The sequence below is a fragment of the Actimicrobium antarcticum genome (assembly GCF_039536745.1).
GTDB lineage: Bacteria > Pseudomonadota > Gammaproteobacteria > Burkholderiales > Burkholderiaceae_D > Actimicrobium > Actimicrobium antarcticum.
Genome location: NZ_BAAAZE010000005.1, coordinates 227,219 through 253,420, shown reverse-complemented (window position 1 = coordinate 253,420; position 26,202 = coordinate 227,219). Strand labels below are relative to the sequence as shown.

The 26,202-nt window shown below is 55.3% G+C and carries 21 protein-coding genes, 1 tRNA gene and 1 pseudogene; 9 read left to right on the top strand and 14 right to left on the bottom strand.

Annotated elements, in window-relative coordinates:
• Positions 1-622: 622 nt before the first annotated feature.
• The 3 genes from ABD720_RS04005 to ABD720_RS03995 form a co-directional block, all read right to left on the bottom strand.
• Positions 623-1,672 (bottom strand): alpha/beta hydrolase, encoded by a 1,050-nt coding sequence (locus tag ABD720_RS04005; RefSeq protein ID WP_344761940.1) that lies wholly within the window; start codon positions 1,670-1,672, stop codon positions 623-625.
• Positions 1,673-2,070: 398 nt separating this feature from the next.
• Positions 2,071-3,168: an alpha/beta fold hydrolase gene (locus tag ABD720_RS04000; protein WP_344761938.1), complete on the bottom strand. Its 1,098-nt coding sequence runs from the start codon at positions 3,166-3,168 to the stop codon at positions 2,071-2,073.
• Between the two features lie 492 nt (positions 3,169-3,660).
• Positions 3,661-4,740, bottom strand: a complete 1,080-nt coding sequence (locus ABD720_RS03995) for a LysR substrate-binding domain-containing protein (protein ID WP_344761937.1) — start codon at positions 4,738-4,740, stop codon at positions 3,661-3,663.
• Between the two features lie 164 nt (positions 4,741-4,904).
• On the opposite strand from ABD720_RS03995, the gene ABD720_RS03990 reads away from it, so the two are divergent.
• The 5 genes from ABD720_RS03990 to ABD720_RS03970 all read left to right on the top strand — a co-directional run bounded on the left by ABD720_RS03990 (position 4,905) and on the right by ABD720_RS03970 (position 9,939).
• Complete coding sequence (locus ABD720_RS03990; RefSeq protein WP_344761936.1) at positions 4,905-6,104, top strand: CaiB/BaiF CoA transferase family protein; 1,200 nt, start codon at positions 4,905-4,907, stop codon at positions 6,102-6,104.
• 75 nt (positions 6,105-6,179) lie between these two features.
• Positions 6,180-7,166: a TRAP transporter substrate-binding protein DctP gene (gene dctP / locus ABD720_RS03985; protein ID WP_344761935.1), complete on the top strand. Its 987-nt coding sequence runs from the start codon at positions 6,180-6,182 to the stop codon at positions 7,164-7,166.
• 67 nt (positions 7,167-7,233) lie between these two features.
• Positions 7,234-7,815, top strand: a complete 582-nt coding sequence (locus tag ABD720_RS03980) for a TRAP transporter small permease (protein ID WP_344761934.1) — start codon at positions 7,234-7,236, stop codon at positions 7,813-7,815.
• A complete protein-coding gene (locus ABD720_RS03975; protein WP_344761933.1) occupies positions 7,803-9,119 on the top strand; it encodes a TRAP transporter large permease in 1,317 nt (438 codons plus the stop codon). The genes ABD720_RS03980 and ABD720_RS03975 overlap by 13 nt, the downstream gene beginning before the upstream one ends.
• 67 nt (positions 9,120-9,186) lie before the next feature.
• Positions 9,187-9,939, top strand: coding sequence for an enoyl-CoA hydratase/isomerase family protein (locus ABD720_RS03970; RefSeq protein ID WP_344761932.1), 753 nt, complete (start codon positions 9,187-9,189; stop codon positions 9,937-9,939).
• 394 nt (positions 9,940-10,333) lie between these two features.
• Here ABD720_RS03970 and ABD720_RS03965 read toward each other — a convergent pair whose 3' ends face one another.
• Positions 10,334-11,089 (bottom strand): hypothetical protein, encoded by a 756-nt coding sequence (locus tag ABD720_RS03965; protein WP_344761931.1) that lies wholly within the window; start codon positions 11,087-11,089, stop codon positions 10,334-10,336.
• Between the two features lie 747 nt (positions 11,090-11,836).
• On the opposite strand from ABD720_RS03965, the gene ABD720_RS03960 reads away from it, so the two are divergent.
• From ABD720_RS03960 to ABD720_RS03950, 3 genes and pseudogenes are all read left to right on the top strand, one after another.
• The gene (locus tag ABD720_RS03960) at positions 11,837-12,079 is read left to right on the top strand and encodes a hypothetical protein (RefSeq protein ID WP_344761930.1); all 243 of its coding nucleotides are present in this window, start codon (positions 11,837-11,839) and stop codon (positions 12,077-12,079) included.
• Positions 12,080-12,490: 411 nt separating this feature from the next.
• Positions 12,491-12,753: pseudogene (locus tag ABD720_RS03955) on the top strand (IS3 family transposase); the annotation flags it as partial.
• 543 nt (positions 12,754-13,296) lie between these two features.
• Positions 13,297-14,364, top strand: a complete 1,068-nt coding sequence (locus ABD720_RS03950; RefSeq protein ID WP_344761929.1) for a LacI family DNA-binding transcriptional regulator — start codon at positions 13,297-13,299, stop codon at positions 14,362-14,364.
• Between the two features lie 14 nt (positions 14,365-14,378).
• Here the strand turns inward: ABD720_RS03950 and ABD720_RS03945 are convergent, their stop codons facing one another.
• The 9 genes from ABD720_RS03945 to ABD720_RS03905 form a co-directional block, all read right to left on the bottom strand.
• Complete coding sequence (locus tag ABD720_RS03945; protein WP_344761928.1) at positions 14,379-15,488, bottom strand: glycerol dehydrogenase; 1,110 nt, start codon at positions 15,486-15,488, stop codon at positions 14,379-14,381.
• Between the two features lie 11 nt (positions 15,489-15,499).
• Positions 15,500-16,270: an SDR family NAD(P)-dependent oxidoreductase gene (locus ABD720_RS03940; protein ID WP_344761927.1), complete on the bottom strand. Its 771-nt coding sequence runs from the start codon at positions 16,268-16,270 to the stop codon at positions 15,500-15,502.
• Positions 16,271-16,273: 3 nt separating this feature from the next.
• Complete coding sequence (locus ABD720_RS03935) at positions 16,274-17,110, bottom strand: carbohydrate ABC transporter permease (protein WP_344761926.1); 837 nt, start codon at positions 17,108-17,110, stop codon at positions 16,274-16,276.
• A complete protein-coding gene (locus ABD720_RS03930) occupies positions 17,107-17,739 on the bottom strand; it encodes a carbohydrate ABC transporter permease (RefSeq protein ID WP_344762318.1) in 633 nt (210 codons plus the stop codon). Before ABD720_RS03930 ends, ABD720_RS03935 begins: the two co-directional genes overlap by 4 nt.
• Before the next feature lie 343 nt (positions 17,740-18,082).
• The gene (locus ABD720_RS03925; RefSeq protein ID WP_344761924.1) at positions 18,083-19,432 is read right to left on the bottom strand and encodes an ABC transporter substrate-binding protein; all 1,350 of its coding nucleotides are present in this window, start codon (positions 19,430-19,432) and stop codon (positions 18,083-18,085) included.
• 49 nt (positions 19,433-19,481) lie between these two features.
• Positions 19,482-20,594: an ABC transporter ATP-binding protein gene (locus ABD720_RS03920; RefSeq protein ID WP_344761922.1), complete on the bottom strand. Its 1,113-nt coding sequence runs from the start codon at positions 20,592-20,594 to the stop codon at positions 19,482-19,484.
• Between the two features lie 5 nt (positions 20,595-20,599).
• Entirely contained in the window at positions 20,600-22,138 is a 1,539-nt protein-coding gene (gene xylB / locus ABD720_RS03915) for a xylulokinase (protein ID WP_344761921.1), read from the bottom strand.
• On the bottom strand, positions 22,131-22,415 hold the full coding sequence (locus ABD720_RS03910; RefSeq protein WP_344761920.1) for a hypothetical protein: 285 nt from the start codon (positions 22,413-22,415) through the stop codon (positions 22,131-22,133). Before ABD720_RS03910 ends, xylB begins: the two co-directional genes overlap by 8 nt.
• A gap of 9 nt (positions 22,416-22,424) precedes the next feature.
• A complete protein-coding gene (locus ABD720_RS03905; RefSeq protein WP_344761919.1) occupies positions 22,425-23,903 on the bottom strand; it encodes an FAD-binding oxidoreductase in 1,479 nt (492 codons plus the stop codon).
• 683 nt (positions 23,904-24,586) lie between these two features.
• On the opposite strand from ABD720_RS03905, the gene ABD720_RS03900 reads away from it, so the two are divergent.
• The gene (locus tag ABD720_RS03900; protein WP_344761918.1) at positions 24,587-25,681 is read left to right on the top strand and encodes a type II toxin-antitoxin system HipA family toxin; all 1,095 of its coding nucleotides are present in this window, start codon (positions 24,587-24,589) and stop codon (positions 25,679-25,681) included.
• A gap of 254 nt (positions 25,682-25,935) precedes the next feature.
• On the opposite strand, the gene ABD720_RS03895 is transcribed toward ABD720_RS03900, so the two are convergent.
• Positions 25,936-26,012: transfer RNA gene (locus tag ABD720_RS03895), tRNA-Arg, on the bottom strand.
• Between the last annotated feature and the right edge of the window lie 190 nt (positions 26,013-26,202).

Below are 26,202 nucleotides of genomic sequence, written 5' to 3'. Positions count from 1 at the left end.
GCCTGAACGAAAAGTCCAGGCACCGATACCTCGCGGCCACTTCCCTGCTGATGAAACAGCAAGGAGGAATAGTTACAGACTCTACGAAAAAATCGCCGCCAGTTGACTTGCGATCACTGAGCTCTGCGGCAAGCGTGAGCAATCCCGGAAACGCTTTCCGATCCGGTTCTTGATGCCAAATCTCACCAGTAATTTGCAGTAGTAGCACGCCGCATCATCCGCCCGCGTCGACACTGCCGTCAGATACCGCGAACGGCAAACAGCACAATCAGCCAGCATGAAGCCGGGCTTGCGCGCTCTTCTGATTCCGTAGGGGTAGCGGCTCGCATTTGAAAACGGTCGTGCTCGCATTCGACGCAGTTTTCGGCGCAAATTAAAGGCCAATGACAACAGCCCGTGCTCATGCTAAGTGCGAACGAGCATGCCATCGCCGGGGGCAGCTCGCGTTTCATGGCGTCGTGCTCACATTAGCTGCAATTGAAAACACGTCTGGATGACAGCCTACGTTCGACTCACTAGTGCCGGTCGACTTTCAGAGTTCGTAACCTCTCCGCGTGATTCACGCCGGCCTCCGGTTGTCGGGCCGCATCACAGTCGATGCGGCCACGGCGACTGAACAGGTTCAGGGCGTCTTGATGAAATCCGAAATCGCTTCAAAGAACTCAAAGCGCGGCTTTTCGAACAGCACAAAGTGCGTTGCGTTTTTGATCAGCACACTTTTCTTGACCGGTGCGTTGGTCAGGTCGCGCATCAGCAAGTCACGATCTTCGGGGAATGACCAGGTATCAAATTCACCTGCAATTACCAGCGTCGGGACATAAATCGATCCGGCATTCCAGATGCGCCTCCCCGTGGCCTGCATGAAGCTGTCTTCCATCACGCCGTTCGGCGCGCGCAAGCTCGGTGGCGTGCGCGATTCGCTGGTTGGGTCGGTCTTCAGCGCCTCGAGTGCGAATGCATCACGCACCCCTTCTTCACGAAAACTGCTTTTGTCCGCGACCGGTATTTCGCCATCCCAGCGATTATCGTTGCCCGACTTGGTGCCGAGGCGATACGCACCCATCGCGTAATTGAATTCATTCGGCTTGCGCTTGTCCTGCGAGCCACTACCGGCACCCAGATTGGTGTGCTGAGCATACGCGTAAGCTGGGGCGTACATCACCAGCTTTTTGACTTTTTCGGAGTTCAGTGACGTATAAAAACCGGCTGTGGTAGCGCCCCACGACCAGCCAATCAACGAGACCTTGCTAATATTATGCCGCTTGCGAATATGGTCAACGACCGCACCGATGTCGCGGATTGCAAGATACGACCGCGTCGCGGGGCGGTTGTTTGCTGCGGGCTGATCCATGACGTTTTCGCGGCTTGAAAATCCATAGTTACGCTTGTCGAACATGTAGACGATATAGCCCTTGCTGACCATCCAGTCGGCCCAGGAATAATCTTTGTACTGGAGGTCGAAGTCAGGCGTCGATGGGTAGGTCGCACCGTGAATGAACAAGACGACGTTATCCTCTGTCGCGCGTATCGGTGTCTCGGGTTGCTTGCTACGAACAAACAGCTTGATGCCGGGATCGGCCGCGTCAATATATTCGTCCCGTTGTTGCTGTGCAGCGATGGCTGCAGCCATCGACAGGATTAGCGTTATCAACATAACGAATCGCAAGTACATGCTGGTCTCCTTGAATAATTATTATTGAACAAATTTTTATAGCGCTAATGTCGTGGTGTCGCAATCGAACGCTGCGCTGACGCCGCTGGAGTGCAGCCCACACAGTGCAAAAGCAGTGTCGCCCACCGCCGGAGTACGCGGATGCTTTTTTGAGGAATTGCTGCCGCCGCAGGCGGGAATGGTTCGATAATAAAAAAATATTTGCACAGCTTAGCCATCCGGTGCTCCGTTCGCCAAACCCGACAAATGGAAAACGCACGGATGGTCGGTTGCCACTAATCGACCTTGCGCGTTTAGCCTGACCGAGTTTGGCCGAAGCGGAAAACAACGGGATTGGTGCCTTACCCCGTCGAGCGAAATCAATTCACCCCTTCTCCTGCGGAGTCGCCGGCAATAACTTATTTCAAGTCATTCAAAAAACTGGTGATGTGCTGGTTCTGATCCGTATTCTCGCCGGCGGTAATTCCTGCCGCTGAAGCATGGCCGAACACGTTGGGCGGGTTGATACTGTAGAACTTCGCGCCGGGAATTAACTGGGAAATTTCGACTGCCTCGGGCTCTGGATTGAGCAGGTCGCCGACTCCTGCCAGGACCAACGTCGGCACCTTGATCGCCTTTAGTGCGCCTTCGTATCCACCTGAAACGCCGGGTGTCGTACCGACGTCATGCATGTCGTAAGCCCAGCTCTGGTAGACCCAGTCGGTAGCATCCATCCGTTTCCAGCCACCGTCCTCGACGGTCTTGAGGAACGGAATCACGTCGGCATGGTTCGGGAACTGGTTCTTGTGCGCGCTCGGCGTACGGACGACGACCCCGCTTAGCCAACCGGCCCAGAGACGCATACCCTGCTCGGGTGGACTCGCTGCTGCGTAGTTACCACCTTGCCATTTTGGATCCGCCATGATGCTCTGCCTGAGCATCTCCAGCACAGCCGTCGTCCAGGCAGGCGTGCGACCCAATGGCACGATCGGGACAATTGCCTTCATCGCGTCCGGGTAACTGACCGCCCATTGCAATGCCTGCATTCCACCCATCGACGCACCGACGACGGCATGCAACTTCCGAATGCCCAATTTTTGCGTCACCAAAGGGTATTGCGATTGCACCATGTCACGCATCGTAAAGCGAGGAAACTGCATGCGAGGCTGAAGGCGACTATTGGAGGGCGAGGTGGTCAGCCCGTTGCCGATCGCGTCTGTCGAGATGATGAAATACTTTGCCGGATCTAACGCCTTGCCGGGGCCGATCAGGTAGTCAAGCCGGTGATGGTTGCCACCGATTGCCGTCACCACAAGAATGGCATTGGACTTCTCCGCGTTAAGCGTTCCGTGCGTGACATAGGAAAGCGAAAAATCGCGAATCACTTCGCCGCTTTCAAGCTTGAAGTCACCTTCGGCGTAAGTTTGGTGCGGTGCCTCGGCCGGCGTATGCGCCAGAACATTGCCCGCACCGACCGCGATGAAAAACGCGGCACTCAGTGTATTAATGATGTTCATGCGTGTCCCTTAATTATTGTTATAACTAACGTTCGGATAAACGGGTCCGGCACGTCTTGCCTGTTCGGCCTGAACTCCTTATTTAAAAACTGCCGCGCCGTCCGGAACAGTTGCATCCGATTCTTTTCAGTGCCGGCTGGATTCGTACAAGTGCTGTTGCATGCATTCGCAATCAGTTGCGTTTATGCAATACCCTACGATACCGATAGGTTTCCTTTTTTGCAAGCACCCGCTGGTTACCAGCCGAGTGTCATCATGTGGAGTACGGAGTGCGTTCAAGTGAGTGCGGGTGGCCGATAGCCTCCGGGCAAGGCTGCTCGATCGTATCGGTACCCCCATTCGAGGCGGTGCCATCGAGACGCTTTTTTGGTAAGCGCCTCACGAGCAACGTTTTGACCAGTGCTACTTTTTAGCGACGACGGGATTTGATGCGATGCCGCGCCAAGCTGCTCGTTATCGAAGACCTGCCGGTACAGTGATGGGAAAACAGGATCAGCGCGGCGCGCCGCCCGTGGCTCCTTCTTCGGATAATTCTGCGCCGCGTATCGCGTTGCTGGGGGGCATCTCGTCACCCGCTTTTGCCCTTTCTGGGGATCGTCGTCTTGCTGCAGAAAAATCGCGGGTGCCAGGCGACAGACCGTCTGACAAGGGCCACGGAAGTTTACAACCCTTCCATGTGCCGCTACTGACGAGTTCCTGCAACACCTGCTTACACAGCATGATGACGGTGGTAGTTGCCAGAGATACAGGAAGGGTATTGCTAGAACATAGATACACATCCCGCGTAAAGCCTGCTCCGATCGAATGCATTTCAATTTGCTGATTCAAAATTTCTTCATGGGCCGCCGAGTAAGGCAGAATCGTCGCTGCCAATCCGGCACGGACCGCTGGGATCAAGATGGCCGACGTGCTGGCTTCGCCAAATAAATTGAAGTTGAGATTCGACTTTAAGAACGCGTGCTCTAGCCTGGAGCGCAAGGTATTTGGTGCGCTCGGCAAAATCAGAGGAAATTCGGCGATTTTTTTAAAGGAAACTGCCCGAGTGCCGGTGACAACACCGGGATAGGTCATTAAATACAGCTCTTCACGGAACAACGGGAAAAAACTTATATCTTTGGGTTTCTGAGGATCTGGCACCAGCGAAAAATCCACACGCCCATGCCTCACCAGCGAGATCAGATCGGCGCTGGGAACGTCTACGATCTCCAAAACGATGGAGGGATAGAGCTCTTTAACACGGCGCATCAAACGCAATGCGAGCAGTTTGGCGGTACTGGATGGCATGCCAACAGAGACGTTGCCTGTCACATCGCCTTCTTTTTTCGACAGCAGGATGCGCGTATTGTCGACCTGGCGCAGGATGGTCTTGGCGTGCCGATACAGCAAATCGCCTTGTTGCGTTGTCTGAATGCCGCGCGAGCTGCGGCTCAGAAGCTTTACTCCCAACTCATCTTCCAGCAGCGTGATCTGCTGGCTTAAGGCCGGCTGCGCAATGTGCAGCCCTTCAGCGGCGCGCGTCATATTTTGCGCTTCCACGATCTTGACGAAATAATTTAGCTGTTTCAGGTTCAAGTGGATCTCCTGGGCTATCGCAACGGGACACCTTCCGATGGGTCTCAAGCTTGTGCCATAAGATAATCTTATGCAATGGTCAGAAAACAGTATTTCAATCTATTTAGATTACTGCCTAGAATTCTTTAAAAGACATAAAAGACTTATCTAGGAGACAAGCTGACATGAAACTACCCCTTTCCGGTATCAAGGTACTCGACCTGACCCGCGCATTGTCCGGACCGTTTTGCACCATGATCCTGGCAGATCTGGGAGCCGAAGTCATCAAGGTGGAGCCAACGCCGAACGGCGACATGATCCGTCAGTGGGGACCATTCGATCACGACATAAGCGTTTATTATCTTAGTGCGAACCGCAACAAAAAAGGTATCGGTGTCGATTTCCGTCAACCGGAGGGACTGGCGCTGATTAAAGAGCTGGTGTTGAAGTCGGATATCGTGGTCGAAAACTTCAAGGTCGGCACCATGGAGGCGATGGGTTTGGGATACGAAGAAATGTGCGTCGTCCGCCCCGAACTGATTTACGGCTCCATCTCCGGTTTCGGCAGCACCGGGCCGGCGCGCGATTGGCCCGGTTTTGACCAGATTGCGCAAGGCTATTCGGGTTTCATGAGCCTGACAGGCACACCGGAATCCGGCCCTTCCCGCGTCGGTACTGCGATCGGAGACCTCACCGCCGGCATGTGGGTGGCGATGGGTGTGCTGGCCGCGTATATCGAGCGCCAGCGCAGCGGCCTCGGTCAGCATGTGGAAACCTCGTTGCTGGCCAGCCTGCTTGGTTTGCTCAGTGTCCAGGGCCAGCGTTATCTGAGCGTCGGCGACATCCCGCAGCCTTGCGGCAATGTGCATCCGGTCATCGCACCGTACGGCACCTTCGATACCGCCGATGGCCCGCTCAATCTGGCGCCGGCCACCCAGGACATGTGGGTTCGCCTGTGCGAAGTGCTGGAACTGCCGTTGTTGACGACAGATCCGCGCTTCAAGACCAATGCCGAGCGCATGCAAAACCGCTTGGCGTTGAAAGAATTGCTGGAAACCAGCCTGGGCAAGAAGACCCGTAGCGAATGGACGCCCTTGATGATCAAGGCCGGCATCCCTGCCGGACCGATCAATACCCTCGAAGATGTATTCGTCGACGAACAGGTCATCGCCTGCAATCTGGTCGAGACGGTCGAGCATCCGTTGCTGGGGATGCTCAAGCAAGTCGCCTTGCCGATCAGGATGCCGGCAACCGCACAGGGTTCGGTACGCAGCGCACCTCCTTTGTTTGGTCAGCATACCGAAGAGGTATTGGCGGCTTACGGTCTTTCGCCGGAAGCGATACGGGAATTGATCATAAATAAAGTGGTATTTCAAAGCACTTGAACGCCGCGAGTGCGACCACGGATTAAGTGTCCGTCGATCGTGCGAGCGATATGAATAACATGAACGGAGACAAACATGAAATTCAAGAACCTAGTACTACTGGCAACGGCTATCCTGACCTTGGGCAGCGTGCATGCCGACACGCTGAAACTGACGCATCAATGGCCGCAGGGCGACGGTCGCGACAAAGGAGCGCGCCACTTTGTCGATGAAGTGGTCAAGCACGATCCTTCCTTCAAGTTCCGGATTTACCCGGGTGCCTCGCTCATCAGCAATCCACTCAAGCAGATCGATGCGCTGGCCGGCGGCTCGGTCGACCTGTCGATTTTTCCGTTGATTTACGGAGTCGGCAAGGCTCCCGAGTTTTCCATTACGATTTTGCCGGGAGCGGTCAATAGCGTGCAGGATGCGATGCGCTTGAAGGGCACCGACTACGAAAAACGTCTGCAGGCAGTCGCTGAAAAACAGGGCTTTCATATCCTGACATGGTGGTGGACCGAAGGCGGCATTGCCGATCGCGTGCGTCCGATCACCACGCCCGATACGGTCAAGGGCCTGAAATTTCGCGGTGCCGACCGTACCATCGACACCATGCTGAAACAGGCTGGCGCATCAGTGTTCGCGATGCCGTCCACCGAGCTGTACAACGCGATGCAGACCGGTGTGCTCGATGGACTGATGACCTCGTACGAAACCTTCATGAGCATGCGTCTGTACGAGCAAGTCAAGTATGCGACGCTGGGCGGCGACTACACGATCTTCGTGGTGTTCCAGCCGCTGGTCATGTCGACCAAGGCGTGGAACGCGCTGACACCGGCTCAAAAGGAGATATTCGAACGGGCTGCCGACGCTACCCTGGCCAACTTTAACGCCGAGCAGGACAAGCTCAAGGCCGAGGTCGTCGCCAAATTCAAAGCAGCCAAGGTCGATGTGCATCAGATGACGCAGGCGGAGTACAAGCAGTGGCTGGATCTGGCCAAAAAAACCGCCTGGGTCGATTACGCCAGCATCAGCCCGGAAGCCAAAGGCTTGCTGGAAGCAGTGGAAAAGCTCAGCAAATAAAGCGCACAAAATAAGCTGGACGGACCATGCGAGTCCGTTTTAACCAGACTGGATACGGAGACGACAAATGCAGTATTTTAATCGCTGGGTAACACGCGCCAGCACCGCTTTGGCCGTGATCGCCGCCGGGCTGCTGCTGGCCGCGACGCTGATCATCACCTGGATGGTGGTCAAGCGCGGTATCGGCATGCAGAATTCCTGGGAACTGGAACTCTCGATCGAACTGATGATCGGTGCGATTTTCCTTTCTTCGCCTTACACGCTGGCAACCGGTGGCCATGTCAAGATGGATTTGCTGGACGCTATCCTGCCCGAGTGCATCAAACACAAACTGGCGTTTATCGCCAAGCTGGCCGGATGCCTGATTTGCCTGTACCTCGGATGGGAAGGGCTGCGCATGGCGCAGCACGCCTTTGTCACAGGCGAGCGGGCGCTGGGAATCTGGCAGCCGCTATCCTGGCCGAAATACGCGACAATTCCGGTCGGCATGTTCATGACCGCTTTGCAGTATGTGACCAGCATGCACCGGGAACTCGTCAGCGCACCTGGCAAAGTCAATAGCAAGGATGAAACGGCCAGCAGCAAGGACGCGCCGTATTGCGTGCGCTGTGATGCACAGCACAAGGAGGTAGCAGCATGTCGGAACTAGAGATTGGCGCCTTGCTGTTCGCCGTTACGTTTGCAGTGCTGTTTTCCGGCATCCCGATTTCGTTCGGGTTGATCCTGGTCTCCATCGGCTTTCTGTATTTTTTTGGCGATGCCGGCGGCTTGTCATTGATCCCCAATACCTTTGTCGGCGAACTGTCCAATTTTGCGCTGCTGACCATACCGCTATTCGTACTGCTGGGCTGCACGATCGGCGCTTCGCGTGCCGGCAAGGACTTGTACGATTCGCTGCATCGCTGGATGTGCAAAATCCCGGGTGGCCTGGTCATTGCCAATATTTTGGGCTGCGGTTTGTTTGCCGCGATGTGCGGTTCCAGTCCTGCCACTGCCGCGGCCATCGGGCGCGTCGGCATTCCCGAAATGATCCGGCGCAATGTATCGCCGCGCCTGGCGACCGGCGCCATAGCTGCCGGTGGCACGCTCGGAATTCTGATCCCACCTTCGCTCACCTTCATTATTTACGGGATCGTTACGCACACCTCGATTGCGCGCCTGTTCCTGGCCGGGGTGGTCCCCGGCCTCATGCTGGTGGCGATATTCGCCGCCTATGCATGGGGCAGCAGCTATCGTCAATTGCGCAACAATCCGACGCAGGTTATCGAGAGCTACACCTTGAGCGAAAAAATGTCGGGATTGATTCGCATCCTGCCATTTCTGGCCATCATCATTTCGGTGACTGTCGTCATGTACGGCGGCTTTGCGACGCCGTCCGAAGTGGCTGCGATTGCCGCCTTCCTCGCACTGGTGATGGTCGTGGTGGTGTACCGGACCTGGCGCCTGACGGAACTCTGGCTCATCATGCGCGAAGCTGTGCGCGAATCCTGCATGATCCTGATGATCGTGGCCGGCGCTGCCGTGTATGCCTACATGATGTCCTATCTGTACATCACGCAAAGCCTGGCCGAATGGATGTTCAGCTGGAACCTCGGTAACTGGGAACTGATCCTGATACTGAATGTATTCTTGCTGATTGCAGGCTTCTTTCTGCCTGCGGTCTCGATCATCCTGATGAGCATGCCGGTGATTCTTCCGGTACTGGTGCATAGCAACATCGACCTGGTCTGGTTCGCGGTGATGATGACGATCAACCTGGAAATCGGCCTGATCCATCCGCCGCTGGGGCTCAATCTGTTCGTGATCCGCGGCGTCGCGCCCGAAGTGCCATTACGCGATGTGATGATGGGGGCGCTGCCGTTCGTCGGCCTCATGCTGTTTTTCATCGTGTTGCTGGCAGTGTTCCCCGGCATCGCCACCTGGCTGCCCGTAACCTTGATGGGACCGGCATGAAGCAGCGCGCCCACACCACTCTGATGCCGGCCGGGGCCGGCGATGCAACCCGCAAGCAAGGAAAAATATGTCCGACTTGATGCAAGACCAGGCCCCCGGTCTCACTCTGGAGGGTGCTGTGGCGACGATCACGCTACGCCGACCGCGCCAGCATAACCGCATCGCACCGGAAGATTCCGCGGTGATTCGCCAATACCTGACGCAGTTGGAAACGACGCCCGGATTGCGCTTGCTCATCCTCACTGGCACCGGCGAAAAAACCTTTAGCTCCGGTTACACGTTAAGCGCAATCCGGGAACAGCTCGATAGCCGCTTTGAAGACATGCTGGACCATATCGAACGGTTTGCGTTACCGACTTTGTGCGTACTGAACGGCAGCGTCTATGGCGGCGCGACCGATCTGGCGCTTTGCTGCGATTTTCGTATCGGCGTGCACGGCAGCCGCATGCTGATGCCCGCATCCCGTATCGGCCTGCATTACTATCCTGGCGGTCTGCGGCGTTACGTCACGGTACTCGGTTTGGCTTCTGCCAAAAAACTATTCCTGACTGCGCAGACCATTAGCGACCAGGAAATGCTGCGGATCGGATTTCTGAACGATCTTGTAGCCGTCGATGAACTGGCCGCCACCGTGCGGGCTTACGTGGACGGCATCCTGGCGTGCGAAAGCAAGGTGATCGCCACCATGAAAGTTGATCTGATGGCGATGGCGGAGGGTTCTGCGGACGAGGTCATATTGCGCATGCATTATGCCGAATCCCTGAAGTCGCCCGAACTGGCGACCCGGCTCGATGCGATGAATAAACGCGGTCAGAATTAATTCCGGTTTTTGCGTGGATCGGTGACAGTCAAGATTGGGATGCGGGGACAACGGAACGGTTTTAGAAATCCTCCGATAACTCTAGCGACCGACATTCAACGGCTTTTTCAACCGGAATTAACTGCGTCCAGCGCCCGCCTCGAACCGACGACAATTGCGCATGAACCTGCAATCAGTCACCCCGACCGCGGGCATCCGGTAATCCCATCGTGAAATGACATCCTGCATTCTGCAACGATCGTGTCCGTTATCAACTCATATGAGCACGGGTACACCATGGAAGAAAATATCGATGTTCCGCGCACTCGGCGCAAGCGTCACAGTGCCCAGTTCAAGGCGCAGGCCAGGTATTTCAATCGCTGCAGTAGCCTTTGTACTACCGCCTTAAGCCCAATCAGTGGCGGTGCTCTCCTGGTTTTTTGTTTCGCAAGCAATCTCTTACACGTGCCAGAACGATGCTGCGGATAAGCGTTTCGGACAGCATCCGGTCGACGAACACGCGGTCCTCCAGTGCGAGCTTGGCCAGCGGACGAGCCAAATCCTTGGCCATCGCGCCAGCGAAGTGGTAAGCGTGCGCGTTGGCGTCAAACGTTTGGTGCCGTAGCGACAACGCTGCAGGCGGTGGTGAAAGTTGCATATCGCTTCCGGCCAAAGCGCTAATCGGCAAATCGAGCTGGTCGGCGAGCGCGCGGATGCAGTCGGCACGTTCGTCCGCCTTGCCTCGCTCAAACCCGGGGTAGCGATGCAACGGGACCGGCCCGCACACCGGGAAGTGGGGGCCAAATTTCTCGGCATCAAACTCGGCATACATTTCGTCGTTAAACAGACCCCATAGCAGAACGACGGTCTCGCCGGCCATGTCCGGCTGCAACTGATAGGCCGTGCCGCCGGTGGTGATGCGGGCGTCGACGCCGACCTTACAGCGCTCCGAATGTAAGCCTCTCGCCAACGAAGTCTGTCCAGCACGCCATTGAGCTACCAAATAGTAGTGGGGATCACTTTGAACACAACCAGCCAATCCGGCAGCCGCAAAAGCCGTTTCAATTACCCGATTGATTTCAAGAAGCAACTGTCGATCGCCGCAAGCGCGACCGGCGTGTCCGTCGTCCGCCTGACTCAGCACAACGGGATCAACGCCAATATGCAGCACAAATAGTGGCGTGCGTATCTTGCCAGCGAGGTCGCCACGCGTGAAACTGCGCCATCAACGTTCGTGGAAGTCCACATCACGCCTGTCAGCAACGTGATGCCAGTCGTTCCAGTACCGCTGTAGGACCAGGTTGCTTCCATTGCGCCACTTACGATACTGTGACACGCGAAAGCCATCCAGCCTGGCGTTATCGAAATCAACCTGGCAACCATTGCCTTGCGCCTGGACGGAGCAGTCGATGCCTCCTTCTGGCGAGGGTCGCTACACCTAGTCGCTGGCCAGTGCTGTCAGTCGTCAGGAGGTGGCGTCGCAGGGCAGATTCAACGCGTCCGGGATGACACGAAAAGTAGGGAGCTCAACGGCGGTGATCCCGCAACAATATCATCACAGCGCGGGGCCGGTACGGTCACGTGCTCTTGAGATCGCCGCTTATCGGCGCTGATCCGGTTTTAAAGGGGTAGGAGCCGGGGCGGACTTTGCCGAGCGCAGCGCTGGAATACAGTGGCAGGGACAGAGGATTGCAGCCCGCCAAGGGCAAGACGCCCGACTTGTTGACCGGCTCGATGCGCAGCACGACGGCGCAGTTTTCGACGGCAGTTTGTCGAAAATGGCCTAGGTGGTTGCTGTTGCCGTGCCGTTGGCGTCGCTTCTCAAGGGGGTATTGTTAAGGCGACGTTGCGTTCTGTTGAATAGACAGCTTGGTGGCCGAGTCCATTCGCAGACACCAGTTATACCCGTCGTCATGCCATGAACGTCTTGCTCAGTCAAGCGTTGATGCGACTGGTGCATCGTTTAAACGTAACGAAACAGGCTTTTATGGAACGCCTGATCAACGGCGAGATGAACGTATTCTGGTTGAAAGTATGCCTGACTCCGAGGCCGGTGGAACTACGCTTCACTGCCCAACACAACGATTTCATCGAGCAAAGTGCCGGTACCAATCTGAAAAAATTCAGGATGGGCCGAAGCCGTGACGACACTTGGTCGTGAACTTCTCCGGCACAGGGAAGTATCGCAGCATCAGCTGCCTGGTCCAGGCGGTAGTGGCATGAAAATCAGGCACTTTGACACCAACAACTACCTGCATGTTGCTAGTCACAAACACAACGCAATCAATGACTCGACATCACGCCAATCTGAGCTGCAACCTGAGTCTTTACCCGTCAGGAAGGATGCGCCATCAACTGGACGGGTTTGACGCCGCCCCCCCCCCCTGTGTGTGCTTTGGACCGCAGCATTGTTCGGGCAAAAAACCACCAGATTTGGCGGTCTCGCGAATGGCGTTGCGCACGTAAGTGATCAATAACTTTGCCACGAGCAACACGGTGGAACCTATCGGATCCGCCGGGCTCATGCGTAGTTGTTTCCTAGGTGTCCTTATAATCGACCGGAATGTAACAGATGCAGCCATCGGTTGGCAGCCGGGGCAACAGCTACAAGAATATCGTGGCTGGAACGATCAATGGCTTGTACAAAGCCGAGTTGATTCATCGCCGTGTCTCATGGAAAACAAAGCATCCGTCGAGGTCACAACCTTGGAGTGGGTGGTTGGGTTCAACCATCACAGACCCATCGAACCGCTCGGAGATATCCCGCCTGCCAAAGGTGAGGCAAACTATTTCAACCAACTCGGAACTGCCGTTACCGAACCTGTATTCACTTAACCCAACCAGCCTTAACGAATGCCGGTCCGGTTCAATAGCGTGCGCGCCGGGTATCGGCAAGTGCGGCATTGATACGCTCGGTCAAGCCGATCTGGCTATCAACGCTACGCATGAGCGAGGGGCTAAGGTGCGACGACAGGCCCCGCCGTTACAAGCGGCACAAGTTCTATGACATGGAATTGAGACGCGACGGAGTTGTTATAAAGTTGGGTTCGTGCCGGGCAAGGTGCTTTTTTATCCATGACTGTGTTTCGACGTAACTGCCATCTCATCAATCACTTTCAGCATTCGCGCCCTTTTAAGGCAATATTTAGGCTAAAAGATGCGTAAAATTGCGCAATTCCCAGAATATGTCGTTCGATGCTGTTGAGCATCCCCTAAAAAAGAAGTGACCTTGGCAATCTTCTTTCACCTTGCCCTACCGAGGGAGAAGACAATGCGCGTATTGCTAATCGTGTAACACGCAAAATCCGGTAGTTTCTCGAGGCTAATTTGAAGTGGTAATGATCCGCTTCCTGTGGAAAACGGTACAAACAAAACGCCATGCAAAAAAAATCACTGGACACTGGTTCGTTGTTCCCTGCACTAACCGCACGCGCGACCCTGAACGATGTTGCCTCGCAGGCTGGTGTTGACGTTTCAACAGCGTCCCGTGTCCTGAGAGGGGATCAGAAACAGCGTGTCGGGGAAGAAACGCGCACGCGCATTCTGGACACCGCAAAAAAACTCAATTATCGCGCCAACATCACTGCCCGAAGTCTGCGAGCGGCAAAGACGTTTTCGATAGGTATCGCGGTTCCTCAACTTGATAATCCGGTGTTTTCCCAGATAATCATGGGGGCAGAGCGAGGCGCTCGGGAGCGAGGCTATTCACTACTGATCGCACACATCGGAGAAGGATCTTCGGATGACGATGCCTATGAACGTCTGGCCAGCACTAATCGCGTCGACGGACTTCTCATTACGACATTGGACGACAACAGCGTCGTTTTGCACGCGGCGAAAAAAGCTGGGGTGCCATTCGTTCTGTTGAACCGCACCGGCCAAGGCGTAGACAATTCGATTTATTTTGACAGTAACCAAGCAGCAAAAATTGCAGTTCAACATTTGATCAGTCTTGGCCATACACGGATTGCCCATCTATCCGGCCAGCTCAATCCCTCCACCGGCATCGGACGCTTTGCCGGATATCGTGATGCACTGGAAGAAGTCAATATCCCTTTCGACCCGAGCTTGGTAGCCGTGTCCGGCTATACCATCAAGGGAGGAGCAGATGCAATGCGCGCTGTGCTTCAGCAGGCAAAGGAGCTGCCGTCAGCTGTCTTTCCGATCACCCTCTCTGCCGCGGTCGGCGCGGTCATGGCGATACAGCAATACGGCATACGTGTACCAGAAGACTTGTCGGTAGTGACCGTTCATGACGGACCAATTGCAGAGGCCATTTTCCCCCCGCTCACGACCGTGCAGATGCCCGTTGAAAAAATGGGCTTCGATGGCGCAATGGGCCTGATTGATCTGATCGAAGGACGGCAAACAAAAATCAACTGCATGATGCAACCTCTCCAGCTGGTGTTGCGAGGCTCTACGTCCAAAGCACCGCACCGCCGGTAACCGTCCCTCGAAACTCAGTCCTGACGCTGAACCAAGCTGTTACCCAACAAGTCCGCCCGCTGCAGGCAGTCAACGATTCGATCAACGTCGGCGGCTGGATGCAAGTTGCCGATGTACGGCGCAGCGTGCGTCTTTTCGGCAATATCAATCAATGCAGCATCGCTGATGTTTTGTACGTTCATCTCGGCAAAGCTGACCGGCAAACCCAGGGCCTGACAAAATTTCGTATGTTTCTGTATCTCGGCAACGGGCCTGTTTTCGGCAATGAGCTGAACGATCGTGCCGAAACCGACAAGTTCTCCATGCAAAAACTTGCTCAATTCCGGATGTGCCGTAAACCCTCGCGTCAATGCATGCGAAAGCGATAGTCCGCCACTTTCGAAACCCAGCCCACTCAGCAAGACGGATGCCTCGATACAGCGCTCCACCGCGTCGTTGGGTGCAGAGTGGGCGCGTACCTGGGCAACCGCGTCCAGGCCAAACTCGAGAATGGTTTCGTAACAATGATCCGCCAGCAAACGTGCCGTCGCCAGTGATTCGGTACCGAAAAAATTCTTTCCACCGGCCAGATGGCATTGTGCTGCCTCGAATTTCTTGCTGAGGGCATCGCCCAGCCCGGCGATGAAAAATCGTACCGGTGCACGCGCAATAATCGCTGTATCGACCAGAACTACATCCGGATTGCGTGCCATCTTTTCGACACCCGCTACCCCATGCTGGTCATCATAAAGAACGATCAATCGGCTGGTCGGCGAATCGTTCGATGCGATGGATGGAACGATGATGAGCCGACAGCCCAATGCCTTGGCGACTCCCTTGGCGGTATCGATTGTTTTACCACCGCCGAAACCAATGACCATGTCGACGTGACTGCTGCCGGCTGCCTCCACGAGTTTGCCGATTTCCCCTGCCGTGCATTCGCCGGAAAAGCGCAATTGTCTGGCAATGATGCCTGCAGTAGCCAGCGCTTCGTCCATCACCTTGCCCGCCGCATGCCGTACGACGTCGTCCGCCACGACCACAGGGAAGCGGCTGTCAAGTTCTTTCAACAAACTTCCAAGCTCTTGTATCGCGCCGGGCCCCTGCAGGTATCGTCCGGGAAAACCGATTGTTTTAACCGTCATTTTTTAGCCTTTCAATTGCCCCAATAAAAATCGCGTCTGCCGCCATCCATGCAAACGTGCTCGCCATTGATAAAAGCGGCCTGGGTCGAACACAGGAACGTTACCAATGCGGCGACTTCTGACGGCATGCAGGTACGCCTGACCGGATTTTGGTTGCAGATCCGCTCGCGCATTTCATCTGAAAACTGGGCGATCAGGTCGGTCTCGACGTAGCCCGGCGCGATCGCATTCGCAGTAATTCCGAACGGCCCGACCTCCTTGGCCAATGTCTGCGTGAAACCAACGATGCCTGCCTTTGCTGCAGAGTAGTGGGCAACGCCGGGTCTCCCGCCGCCGGTGAAATTCATGGAGGAGGTATTGATGATTCGGCCAAATTTTCCTGCCTTCATATGGCGGATTACCTCGCGCGACCAGAGAAACGTGCTCTTCATGTGGACGTGGATCATTTTGTCCCAGGCATCGGCGGGCATCTCTTCGACCTGATAGGCAGGCTTGACGCCAATGCCCGCATTATTGATCATGATATCGATGCGGCCGAAACGCCCTGCCACCTCATCGACCGTCCGTTTTGCGACCGTCTCGTCTGCGGCGTCTCCCAGATAGAAGAACGCATTGACCCCGGTTTTTTTCAGATGGGCGACGGCTTGCTCGGCAACTTCGCCGTCCATCTCATTAATGACAATCGTAGCGCCTTCAGCACCGAGCGCTTGAGCATCGGCATAACCGATGCCCCGCCCTGCGCCGGTAATTAAAGCGACCTTCCCTGCGAGACCTAGATTCATCATTTATCCTTTCAATGCGCCGGCCGCCAGGCCTTTGATAAAGTATCGGCTTAAGAACATGAACATGATGAACAGCGGTAGCGCGATCAGCGTTGCTCCGGCCATCAGTTCACCCCAACGCGCATCGAACGTACCCAGGATCGAAGCCAAACCAACTGGAAGCGTTTTATTGGCATCACTGTTGACCAGCACGAAGGAAAATACATAATCGGTCCACGACAGCAGGAAGGAAAAAATTGCGACCGTGATAATGCCGGGCATGGAAAGCGGCAGAACCATCCGGAAAAACGCACCCGCCCGCGAACAACCGTCCACCATGGCGGCCTCCTCCAGGTCAAAGGGCATTGCCTTGAAAAAACCCCATAGCATCCAGACCCCCAGCGGGATACTCAACGTGCAATGTGCCAGCACAACCGATATCAGATGGTCTGCCATGCCGAGTTGGGCAAAAATCGACAGCAAAGGAATCGCCAGCAACAGTGGAGGAAACATGTAGGCATACAGCATGCTGCCAATGATGATGGATTTTCCGGGCACGCGATAACGGGTGACAACGTAGGCAATAACAACCGAAATCAACAGCGTGATCACCACCACGCTCAGCGCTACCTGCACGCTGTTTGCGAACTGCACCGGATAATCAGTTAACTCGAGCAAATTGCGATAAGAGGTAAATTTCCAGTCTATCGATTTGGGAATCAATGTTGGCGATTGAAACAGATCACGTTCCGGACGAAGGCTGGACACGACCATCCAGTAGATCGGGAAAAATGACCAGAGTCCCAGAATCGCCGCTGCAACCAACGTCATTGCACGCAAGGGAAGAGAGCGTCCTTTCATTTGTTGTCGTCCTTTCCGTCCAGCGGATAGAAATAGAAGTACACGAGAATCAGCACCGAAAGCACCGCGAACGACAACGTGGCAATGGCCGCACCACCGCCCACGTCGTATTGCAGAAAAGCTCGCCGATAGGCCAGTACTGGCAGATGCTCGGTAGCTGACAACGGGCCACCTTTGGTCATGAGCCAGATGATGTCGAATTTGTTGAACATCCAGATACTGCGCAACAGAACAATCACCATCAGCATCGGTATCAGCATTGGAATGGTCACGTGCCAAAACCGATTCCATGGTCCGGCACCGTCGACGCGCGCTGCCTCATAGAGCGACTTTGGTATGGTCTGCAATGCAGCAAGAAACGAGATGGTAACGAACGGCGTCCAGGTCCACACACTGGCGACGACGACGATCATCATCGCCATTGTCGAGTTTTCGTACCATGCCGGACGGCCGAATCCCAGTTGCTCGGACCAGATAGTAAACAAGCCAAGACTGCCGTCCAGAAGCCATTGAAATGCTACTGCGACGACAACCGTGGGCAACAGATAGGGAAGGATGGCAAGACCGCGGATGACAGGACGACCAAAAAATGGCTGATCAAGCAGCAAAGCACAGGCAATTCCGAGCACGACCTGCAACACAATCGTGATGACACCAAAATTGATCCCGATTCCGAAGGCGCGCCAAAATGTCGGTTCATGCAAGACGCGCCAGTAGTTGCCGAAGCCAACCCACGTACGATCCGTGACGAATGACTCCGACCGATAAAAACTGAGTTGGATCGCATGCAGGACCGGGAACAAAATCAGTATTAGGGTAATGGCGACGCTGGCAATAAATGCGGCGAGCAAAAGCTTATCGCTTGTAGTTCGAAAAGTTAGCATGGTCCTCGGTGGCCCCGAAAATTGGTTTCATGTATTTTCCGCCTGGACGTTACCGACCAGGCGGAGCATGTGCATCAGTCGGCCTTTTTTAGAGAACCGTCCGATATTTTGCCGACATGATGTCAACTGCCTCAGCCGAAGGCATGTCCTTGTACAAGACGTTCTGGATGGCTTCACAGATAGCGAAAGTTTCAAACATCTTTGGCGGCCGCAGATCGATGATCGGCCCTTCCGTGTCAATGGACCGAATGATCACGTCCTTGCGCGTCAGGATGCTCTTCATGAATTCGACCAGATCTGCGTGTTTTTCGATCAGTGGGTGCGCGCGCCAGCGAATGTCGTCGTACACGTCCAGACGCGGTGGCTGGAAATGCAGTGGCGCCGAATGCAGGAAGTTAATGTAGTGGTTGTCGATGAACCATTCCATGAATTTGAGCGATTCATCCCGCATCGGCGTGTTCAGCAAGATCCAGCCGTCATAGCCATGATTGACTGCCGACGCTTTTCCGGCGCTGTCGGGATACATGAAGAAACCGGTCTTAGCGACCAGGTCAGGCGCTTTGTCTTCGATCACTTCCATCAAGCGTCCCGCATAAGGCGCATGGGCAATCTGCCCGCCTGAATACTGACCGAGAACGGTACCGAACAAGGCCTGCGTCATTCCCGAAGGCATACTTGGTGATAGCCTTTTCATGAAGTCGAGATAACGAATCACCTTCGGCTTCATTTCCGCGTTATCGATAATCAGCTTGAAGTTCTTGTCTAGCATGCGCACACCGTCAGCCCACATATAACCGATGGACATCCATTGCGTTGCTGCATTTGAACCGACGGGGTGTCCGACACCGAACTTCCCACCCTCGGTCAGCGCTTTGCAGTTATCCGCCATCTGGTCCCAAGTGGTCGGGACTTTCAACCCTTTTTGCTGGTAAAGGTCCTTCCTGTAATACATCCAGCAGAAGTTATAGTCGTACGGATACCAGTAGGTTTCTCCTTTAATGGGGAAGAGGATGTTAGGGCCCCACTTATGTCTGTTGACCAGTTTGGTCAGGGGAACCAGCTTGCCGGCTTCCGCCAGCAGCAATACATGACCGGCAAATGCCAGAGTCCCAATGTCATAGGACGCTCCGGCTGCAATCGCCGTTTGTATCTTGTTGTACGCATCGTCAGGGGGCACGGTGTCGATCACGACCTTGATCCCGAATTTTTTTTCGTATTCTGCTGCGGCGACGCGCAGCGCACGTACCGAATCGCGACCTGGCTCGGCGTTCAGGAAACGCAACGTCTTCTGCTGCGCCAGGACCGGCGGCACGCCGATGCCCATCAATGCAATTCCTGCTGCGACAGACTTCAGCACGTCGCGCCTGCCGACAGGCAATGGCAACTGTGCGAGGTGAGCTTCCTGCGCCAAAATATCATTCTCGTCGTTCTGTTTCATGTCAGTCTCCTCGAGTTTTTGATTTATCAGGACTACATTTCCACCGCGATTACTGCAGCGCTAAATTGACACCTGTTACTGCGTCGAACAAATGCATCTTTGACGGTTCCAGATGCAAACGGAAACGCTCTCCCGCGCGCAGGTCATCACGTCGTGCCGTAAGTACGCGAAAGCGAGGGGGTGTGGCAGAGTTGGGTGTCGTGTCGCTATCGAGTGCGAGTATCGTCAGCGTGTGCGGTCCCAGTTGCTCGACCATCAATACCGTCGCGGCGATCCCGATGCCACTATCGCTCGTCATCGTGGCGTGCTCAGGTCGTACGCCCAGCATCACCTGCGCACCTGGCTTGGCGGCATGCGATCTGTCTGCAGAAACCGGGGTCGACATTCCCGCCCCCTGAAAGATGACCTGGCCCTGTACCTCGCTCAATGTTCCTTCTATCAGGTTCATTTCGGGCGCCCCGATAAACCCCGCGACAAACAGGTTTGCAGGATTGTCATAGACTTCCAGAGGTTTTCCCACCTGTTGAATACGGCCCTGATTCATGATGACGATGCGGTCGCCCAGTGTCATGGCCTCGACCTGATCATGCGTGACATAAATCATATTGGTGCCGACCCGTTTATGCAGTTGCGCTATTTCTTCACGCATCCTGATTCTGAGTTTGGCATCCAGGTTCGACAGCGGTTCATCGAGTAAAAATGCTTCTGGCGACCGTACCAGCGCCCGTCCAAGCGAGACGCGCTGCATCTGTCCACCCGATAACTGACGAGGCTTTCTGGTGAGCAGGCTTTCGATACTTAACATCTCCGCTGCCCAGCGCACCCTCTTTTCGATTTCAGCGGCAGGCACCTTCCTCATACGCAGGCCGAAAGCCAGATTTTCGTACACCGATTTATGCGGATACAAGGCATAGTTTTGGAAGACCATCGCGATGTTGCGTTCGCTCGGCTGCAAGTTTGTTACGTCCCTGCCGCCTATATGGATCGTGCCGCCGCTGACGTCCTCCAGGCCGGCGATCATGCGCAGCGTCGTCGATTTTCCGCAGCCGGATGGTCCCACCAGAACAATGAACTCGCCATCCGCCATCTCCAGATCGAAATTGTCAACGACGGCCTGAGCGCCATAACGTTTGCTAACTTGTGCCAAAACAATTTTCGTCATCTCGTTTATCCCACCATGCGCGATAGCGCGTGATTGACCTGCACAAGACCGGCCTGCGCGTCCTTGTAAATCCGAAATAGCTTGTCGTAGAATTCCACCGCTGTCGGGTTTGGCACCGATCGACCGACGATACGCGCGCAACTCTTGGCAGCGGACATTTCATCTGAAAAGACGCCAATGCCGACACCGGCGAGCAAGGCCGCGCCGAAGGATGCATCGGTGGTTTCAGGCAAGAGGATCTCGACGTTCAGGATGTCTGCAACGATCTGCCGCCACGTCGCGCTCTTGGATCCCCCACCGATGATGCGCGCGGTCTTGATATCCATGTCCTGCGCACGGAACTGATCCAGCACATCGCGCAACGAAAAAGCGATGCCTTCGTAGATCGCGCGCGAAAAGTGTGCTTTGTCGTGACGGAACGTCATGCCGACGAAATCAGCACGCAGCATCGGGTCCCAATACGGCGCACGCTCGCCTTGTAAATACGGATGAAAGAGCAGCCCTTCGGCGCCTGGGGCGATGGAGGCCGCAAGCCGATCCATTTCTGCGAACGCCTCGCTTCCGCTCATGCCGGCTGTCATCAGGAACCGGTCACGGAACCAGCGATGAGCAGATGCGCAGCTATTCGTGCCAGTAATGACGTACCAAAGACCTGGTATCGCAAGAGGGTAGTTAATGAGCGTCGGATGCACGTGCGGTTTCTTGCTAACCACACTGACCGTTCCTGCGGTCGCCAGTTTGATGGTGCCGTCGCCGGCAGTCACGGAGCCGGCACCGAAGGTTTCGATGGAGGTATCCGAGGTGCCGCAAACCACCGGAGTTCCTTCGGCAAGTCCGCTTTCCCGCGCGGCCTTGGCAGTCACCTTGCCGACCACGGTGGTAGGTGTGACCAGCGGCGGCAGCGTACCGACATCCCATTGCGCCAGATCACACAGCTCTTGCGACCACGCGTCGTTTGCAACATCGAACAACAGGGTGCCCACCGCTTCAGTACGATCGGTTTCCCACGTGCCGGTCAGGCGCGAGCGCAGCCAGTCTTTAGCGATGTAGACACGCGCAGTCTTTTTGACTGCTTCGGGTTCATTGCGAACCAGCCAGAGAAATTGTGGCATGGTCCACGTCGGTGCCGGCCGATTCATTCCCAGCGACAAAATGCGCTCACCGTGTTTTTCCTGCAACTCGCGTGACTCTTCGCCACTGCGCTGGTCATTCCATAGAATCGCCGGTCTCACCAGATTGCCCTGCGCATCTTCCAGAACGGGCGTATGCGCGCCCGCACTAAACGAGATTGCGGCAATGTCGCTTGCAGATATGCCGGCTTGTGCGATCGCGAGTGGTACGGTTTCGCATACTGCCTGCCACCAATCCTGTGGATTCTGTTCGCTCCAGCGCGGCTTGGGCGAGTGTGTCGGGATATCGACCGCAGCACTACCGCATACCTTGCCGCTGCTATCGATAATCATCGTCTTCAGACTGCCGGCCCCGATATCGATACCCATCAGCCACGTCTTCGTTGCCTCTGTCATGTGCGTGTGATCAGTCATGGTCAATCCACGTTACTAGAGCCGCGTCGATAACCGCGGGCATGTTCAAACCGTAGGTGCAGTGGCCAACGCTTGCTTCAAGAGGCCCGCGCCGGCTCAGTGCCTGCCGTGTTTCCGCGTCGAGAGGCAGCTGCCTGTTGAGGACGGCAAGCGTAATCAATGACAACGCCGACGGCGTCTGCGATTCGATTTGTAGTGACGCGTTCGCCGCATAACTGGGACGACATGTGTTTGGACAGTATGCGCAGGTGGTCAGGTCTTTACGAAATTCGCTCATGCTGAATCCTTATAGTTGCCAATTGGAGCCGACTGGGCTCCTGAGACCGAGTTTCCCCGGATTAATCAGATTATCGGGATCGAGCCCATCTTTGAGGATTTGCAGCATATGCATCCCCTCGTTCAGTTCCTTCCGTACCCACGCGTTACGGAACAGGCCGGCGCCGTGATGGTGAGCGACCGACCCCTGCATTTCAAGACAGATATTTTCGATCTGCTCCCAAGCCTGCCGGTGTAACTGGAGCGCTTCTTTTTCCGGCATCGGTGGCAGGCGTATGGTCATGTATTGACAGGCACCTTCCGGATAAACGTGTGACCAATGGGCGCCAAAATGCATCTCGGGATGAATTGCATGCGCAGCGTCGCGCATGGCCAGGTACATCGCTGGCAAATGCGTCCAGGTGCCAGTCACTTCGATCGTATCCATGTAGTAGCCGTCACTTTGCCATTTCGTCGAATAGGAGTGATAGCGGGTGGACTCCCAGTGATCGTATGGTTCAAGCCCCGCGACGACCGCGTCATGACTGCTGCAGATGGCAAGAGCAAGATCGCGTTCGACTGTCGCCAGCTCTTTTTTGCCAGAAAACTTCAGGATGCAAAGGATCGGCCGATCGCTGAACTCAGCCATGTTTTCGGTGCGCTGTTTGCTCTCGTTAAGGTCGTACAACCGAATGACCTCTGGACGCAGCTCGCTTTGCACAACCTCGCGCAGTGCATTAAAACCAGAGTCAATCGACTTGAATGCAAGCACGAGTGCACTTGAGTATTCCGGCTTTCGCCAGATCCGCAGTGTTACTTCTGTAATAAAGCCGAGTACGCCTTCCGAGCCAACGAGTAAATCTTTAATGCTTGGGCCGACCGCGCGCCGGGAAACCGGACGAACCACTAATTCCCTTCCATTTGGCAGTATGGCTTTCAGACCCAAAACCATGTCCTCGATTTTTCCGTAACGGGACGATGACTGACCAGCGCCTCGGCAGGCGATCCAGCCACCTACGGTCGACATCGCGATGGATTGCGGTAAATGTCCTGCCGTAAACCCGTTGCGCTCAAGTTCTTGTTCAAATTGCAGACCATTCATGCCTGCCTGCACGGTCACGGTTCCATCGGTAGTGTTGAGGTTAACGATGCGGTTCAGACGCTTCAGATCAACCATGATTTCATTAATAAGCGGTACCGTGCCGCCGAGAACTCCCGAACCAGCGCCGAAGGGAATTAACGCCAATTTGTTTTGCCGCGCATAGTCGACGATCGCCTTTACCTCTTCCGCCGTTTCCGGTGACAAGATTGCTGATGGCAAAGTGGCCGGAAGACTATTGGCGCGCAGTTTGAACAAGCCGTAGGGCATGCGGTCGCGGCAATAGGCAAATCGATCGGCGTTGCCTGTCAACACATTGTCGACACCTACTATTGCCGCGAATCCTGCGATCAATTCCGGGCTTAAACCGACCGTAGTTCCATTTAAAATTTTTGAATTTGTCATATTCATAATTGCGCCTTGCGTCTCCCTGTCAGAAAAACATGAATGAACAAACGATTGCTCATAGTCTGCGCAAGAAATTTAAGTCTGTCAATCGCTTTCCCAAGCAGCCCGGCAAACACTGTTATTACTTCAATGAAACAGGGCCGCGGCGTCGGTGCTGCCGTTGCCGTGCCGGGGCAGCACATACAGACCATCGCAGGACAGGCGCATTCTGACCGTTCGCCCGACAGGAAAACGCGAATTTGGTTTTCACGGGAGAACATCAGTGCCGCACCACGGTGATTACTATGCCTTGGCCGAGGTCGATGCGCAGTTCAACGCCGTCCAGTAACTATTGACGATGAGAGCTGCGATGCAGGTTTGACGGATCTTGCAGCAGTGAGTGAGCCGGGATCGATCGACCAGAAAGACAGTGCCGGGAATGTCGCCGTGCGTAAAAGGACGCCACGGAGATGCTTTCATCGCAACAAACAGCCACTACGCTGCGCCCGCTGGCGACGTATCGCGCCAGTCGGTCCTGCCATGTGGATTCACGCTGTGCCCGAGTGGCTGGAGTAGATTTGCTCATTGGACCTCCTGGAGATTGAACCGGGAGGTAGTGTGGGAAAATTAGGCCGGGCCGACTATGACGTCGTTGACTGATCGCTTGCCTACCCGATAAGTTCGGCAATGCACTGATAACCGCCTGGATGGCCAATAACGGCATCTCCGAATCCCGCATCACCGCGCTAAACCGCTTGGCTTACATGGGTCAGCGTTCCATGGGTGCCCTGATATTCAAGCCCAATCGTGGTCCCGTGCAGACCTCCTCCACGACGCTGATGATGTCGAATCTCATCAAGGAGGCGCGTAGCGTCATTCAGGGCGACTTCCGAAGCAGCGACCGCGCCGGCAAACTCTTGCGCCAGATTATTCAGGTCGGCACCTCCGCTGGCGGCGCGCGGGCCAAAGCGGCGGTCGCCTGGAACCCGAAGACCCATGAAGTGAAGACGGGCCAGTTCACCATTCCTGACGAGTTCGACGCCTGGCTGCTGAAGTTCGATGGCATCGGTATCGATGCCCAGCTCGGCGAGGGCACGCACTTCGGTCGTGTGGAATACGCTTATTCGCTCATGGCCAAGGAGGCTGGCATCAGGATGACGGACTGTTTCCTGCTGGAGGAAGAAGGCAGGGCCCACTTCATGACCAAGCGCTTTGACCGCACGGGAAACCAGCGTCACCATATGCAGACCCTTTGCGCCATGGCGCACATCGACTTTAACCAGATCGGGGTTCACAGCTACAACCAGCTATTCCAGGTGATCGTTGATCTGAAACTCGGTCGCGGCGCGCTTGAAGAAACGCTCAGGCGCATGATTTTCAATGTACTGGCGACCAATCGTGACGACCACAGCAAGAACTTTTCTTTCCTGTTGAAAGAGGGTGGCAAGTGGGAGTTGGCACCGGCCTATGACGTGACCTTTGCCTACAATCCGCAAAACAAATGGCTGCGGCACCACCTGATGTCGGTCAACGGAAAGTTCGACAACATCACTGTGCAGGACTTCCGCGAGGTCGCGGATCGCCACGAGTTGCTCGGGATTTGCAAGGACATCGTCAAACAGGTCCGGGAAGCGATCTCGATGTGGCCACGCTTTGCCAGGGAATCGGGGGTTCCGCAAGAACAGATTGATGCCATCGCACAGGCGCACATGAGCGTGAGCGCGGAGGCGGAAGGCGAGCGGTGCCGTGGCGCATGCCAGTGTGCCATGCTCGCACTCATGCTTCCTGCACACCGGCACTAGTAACCACCTGATCGCGATTACGGCCCAGACTCGGATCCATCGTGCACAGGCTGACGACGGGTAAGCGATCAGCCAACCACGTCATCACCAGGCAACCTGCCGAACGTGACACTACCTCATCCATCATTGATCCGGAGTGTAGCGGCTGGCAAACCAGGTAACGAAGCCGCCGGAAAAGCCGCCGGAAAAAGTCACGCACAAACAAAAACGGGTTAGCGCTTTTGGCGCTAACCCGTTGATGTCATTACGAATAATGGTGCGGCTGGCAGGAATCGAACCCACGACCCCTTGGTTCGTAGCCAAGTACTCTATCCAGCTGAGCTACAGCCGCGAAGAACCGAAGTATAGCCGACCGCCATTCATTTTGGAAGTCTGAAACCATAATCCCGCCGTTTTTCTTTTTTGGCAGGGAAAATCCATGAAAATCCCAGCGACCTGCCCGCGACCTGAATGTCTGCGGCGCCTGTTAAATATACAAATAAGTGACAGACCTTATTGCCCTTATCGCAACTTCCTGCCAC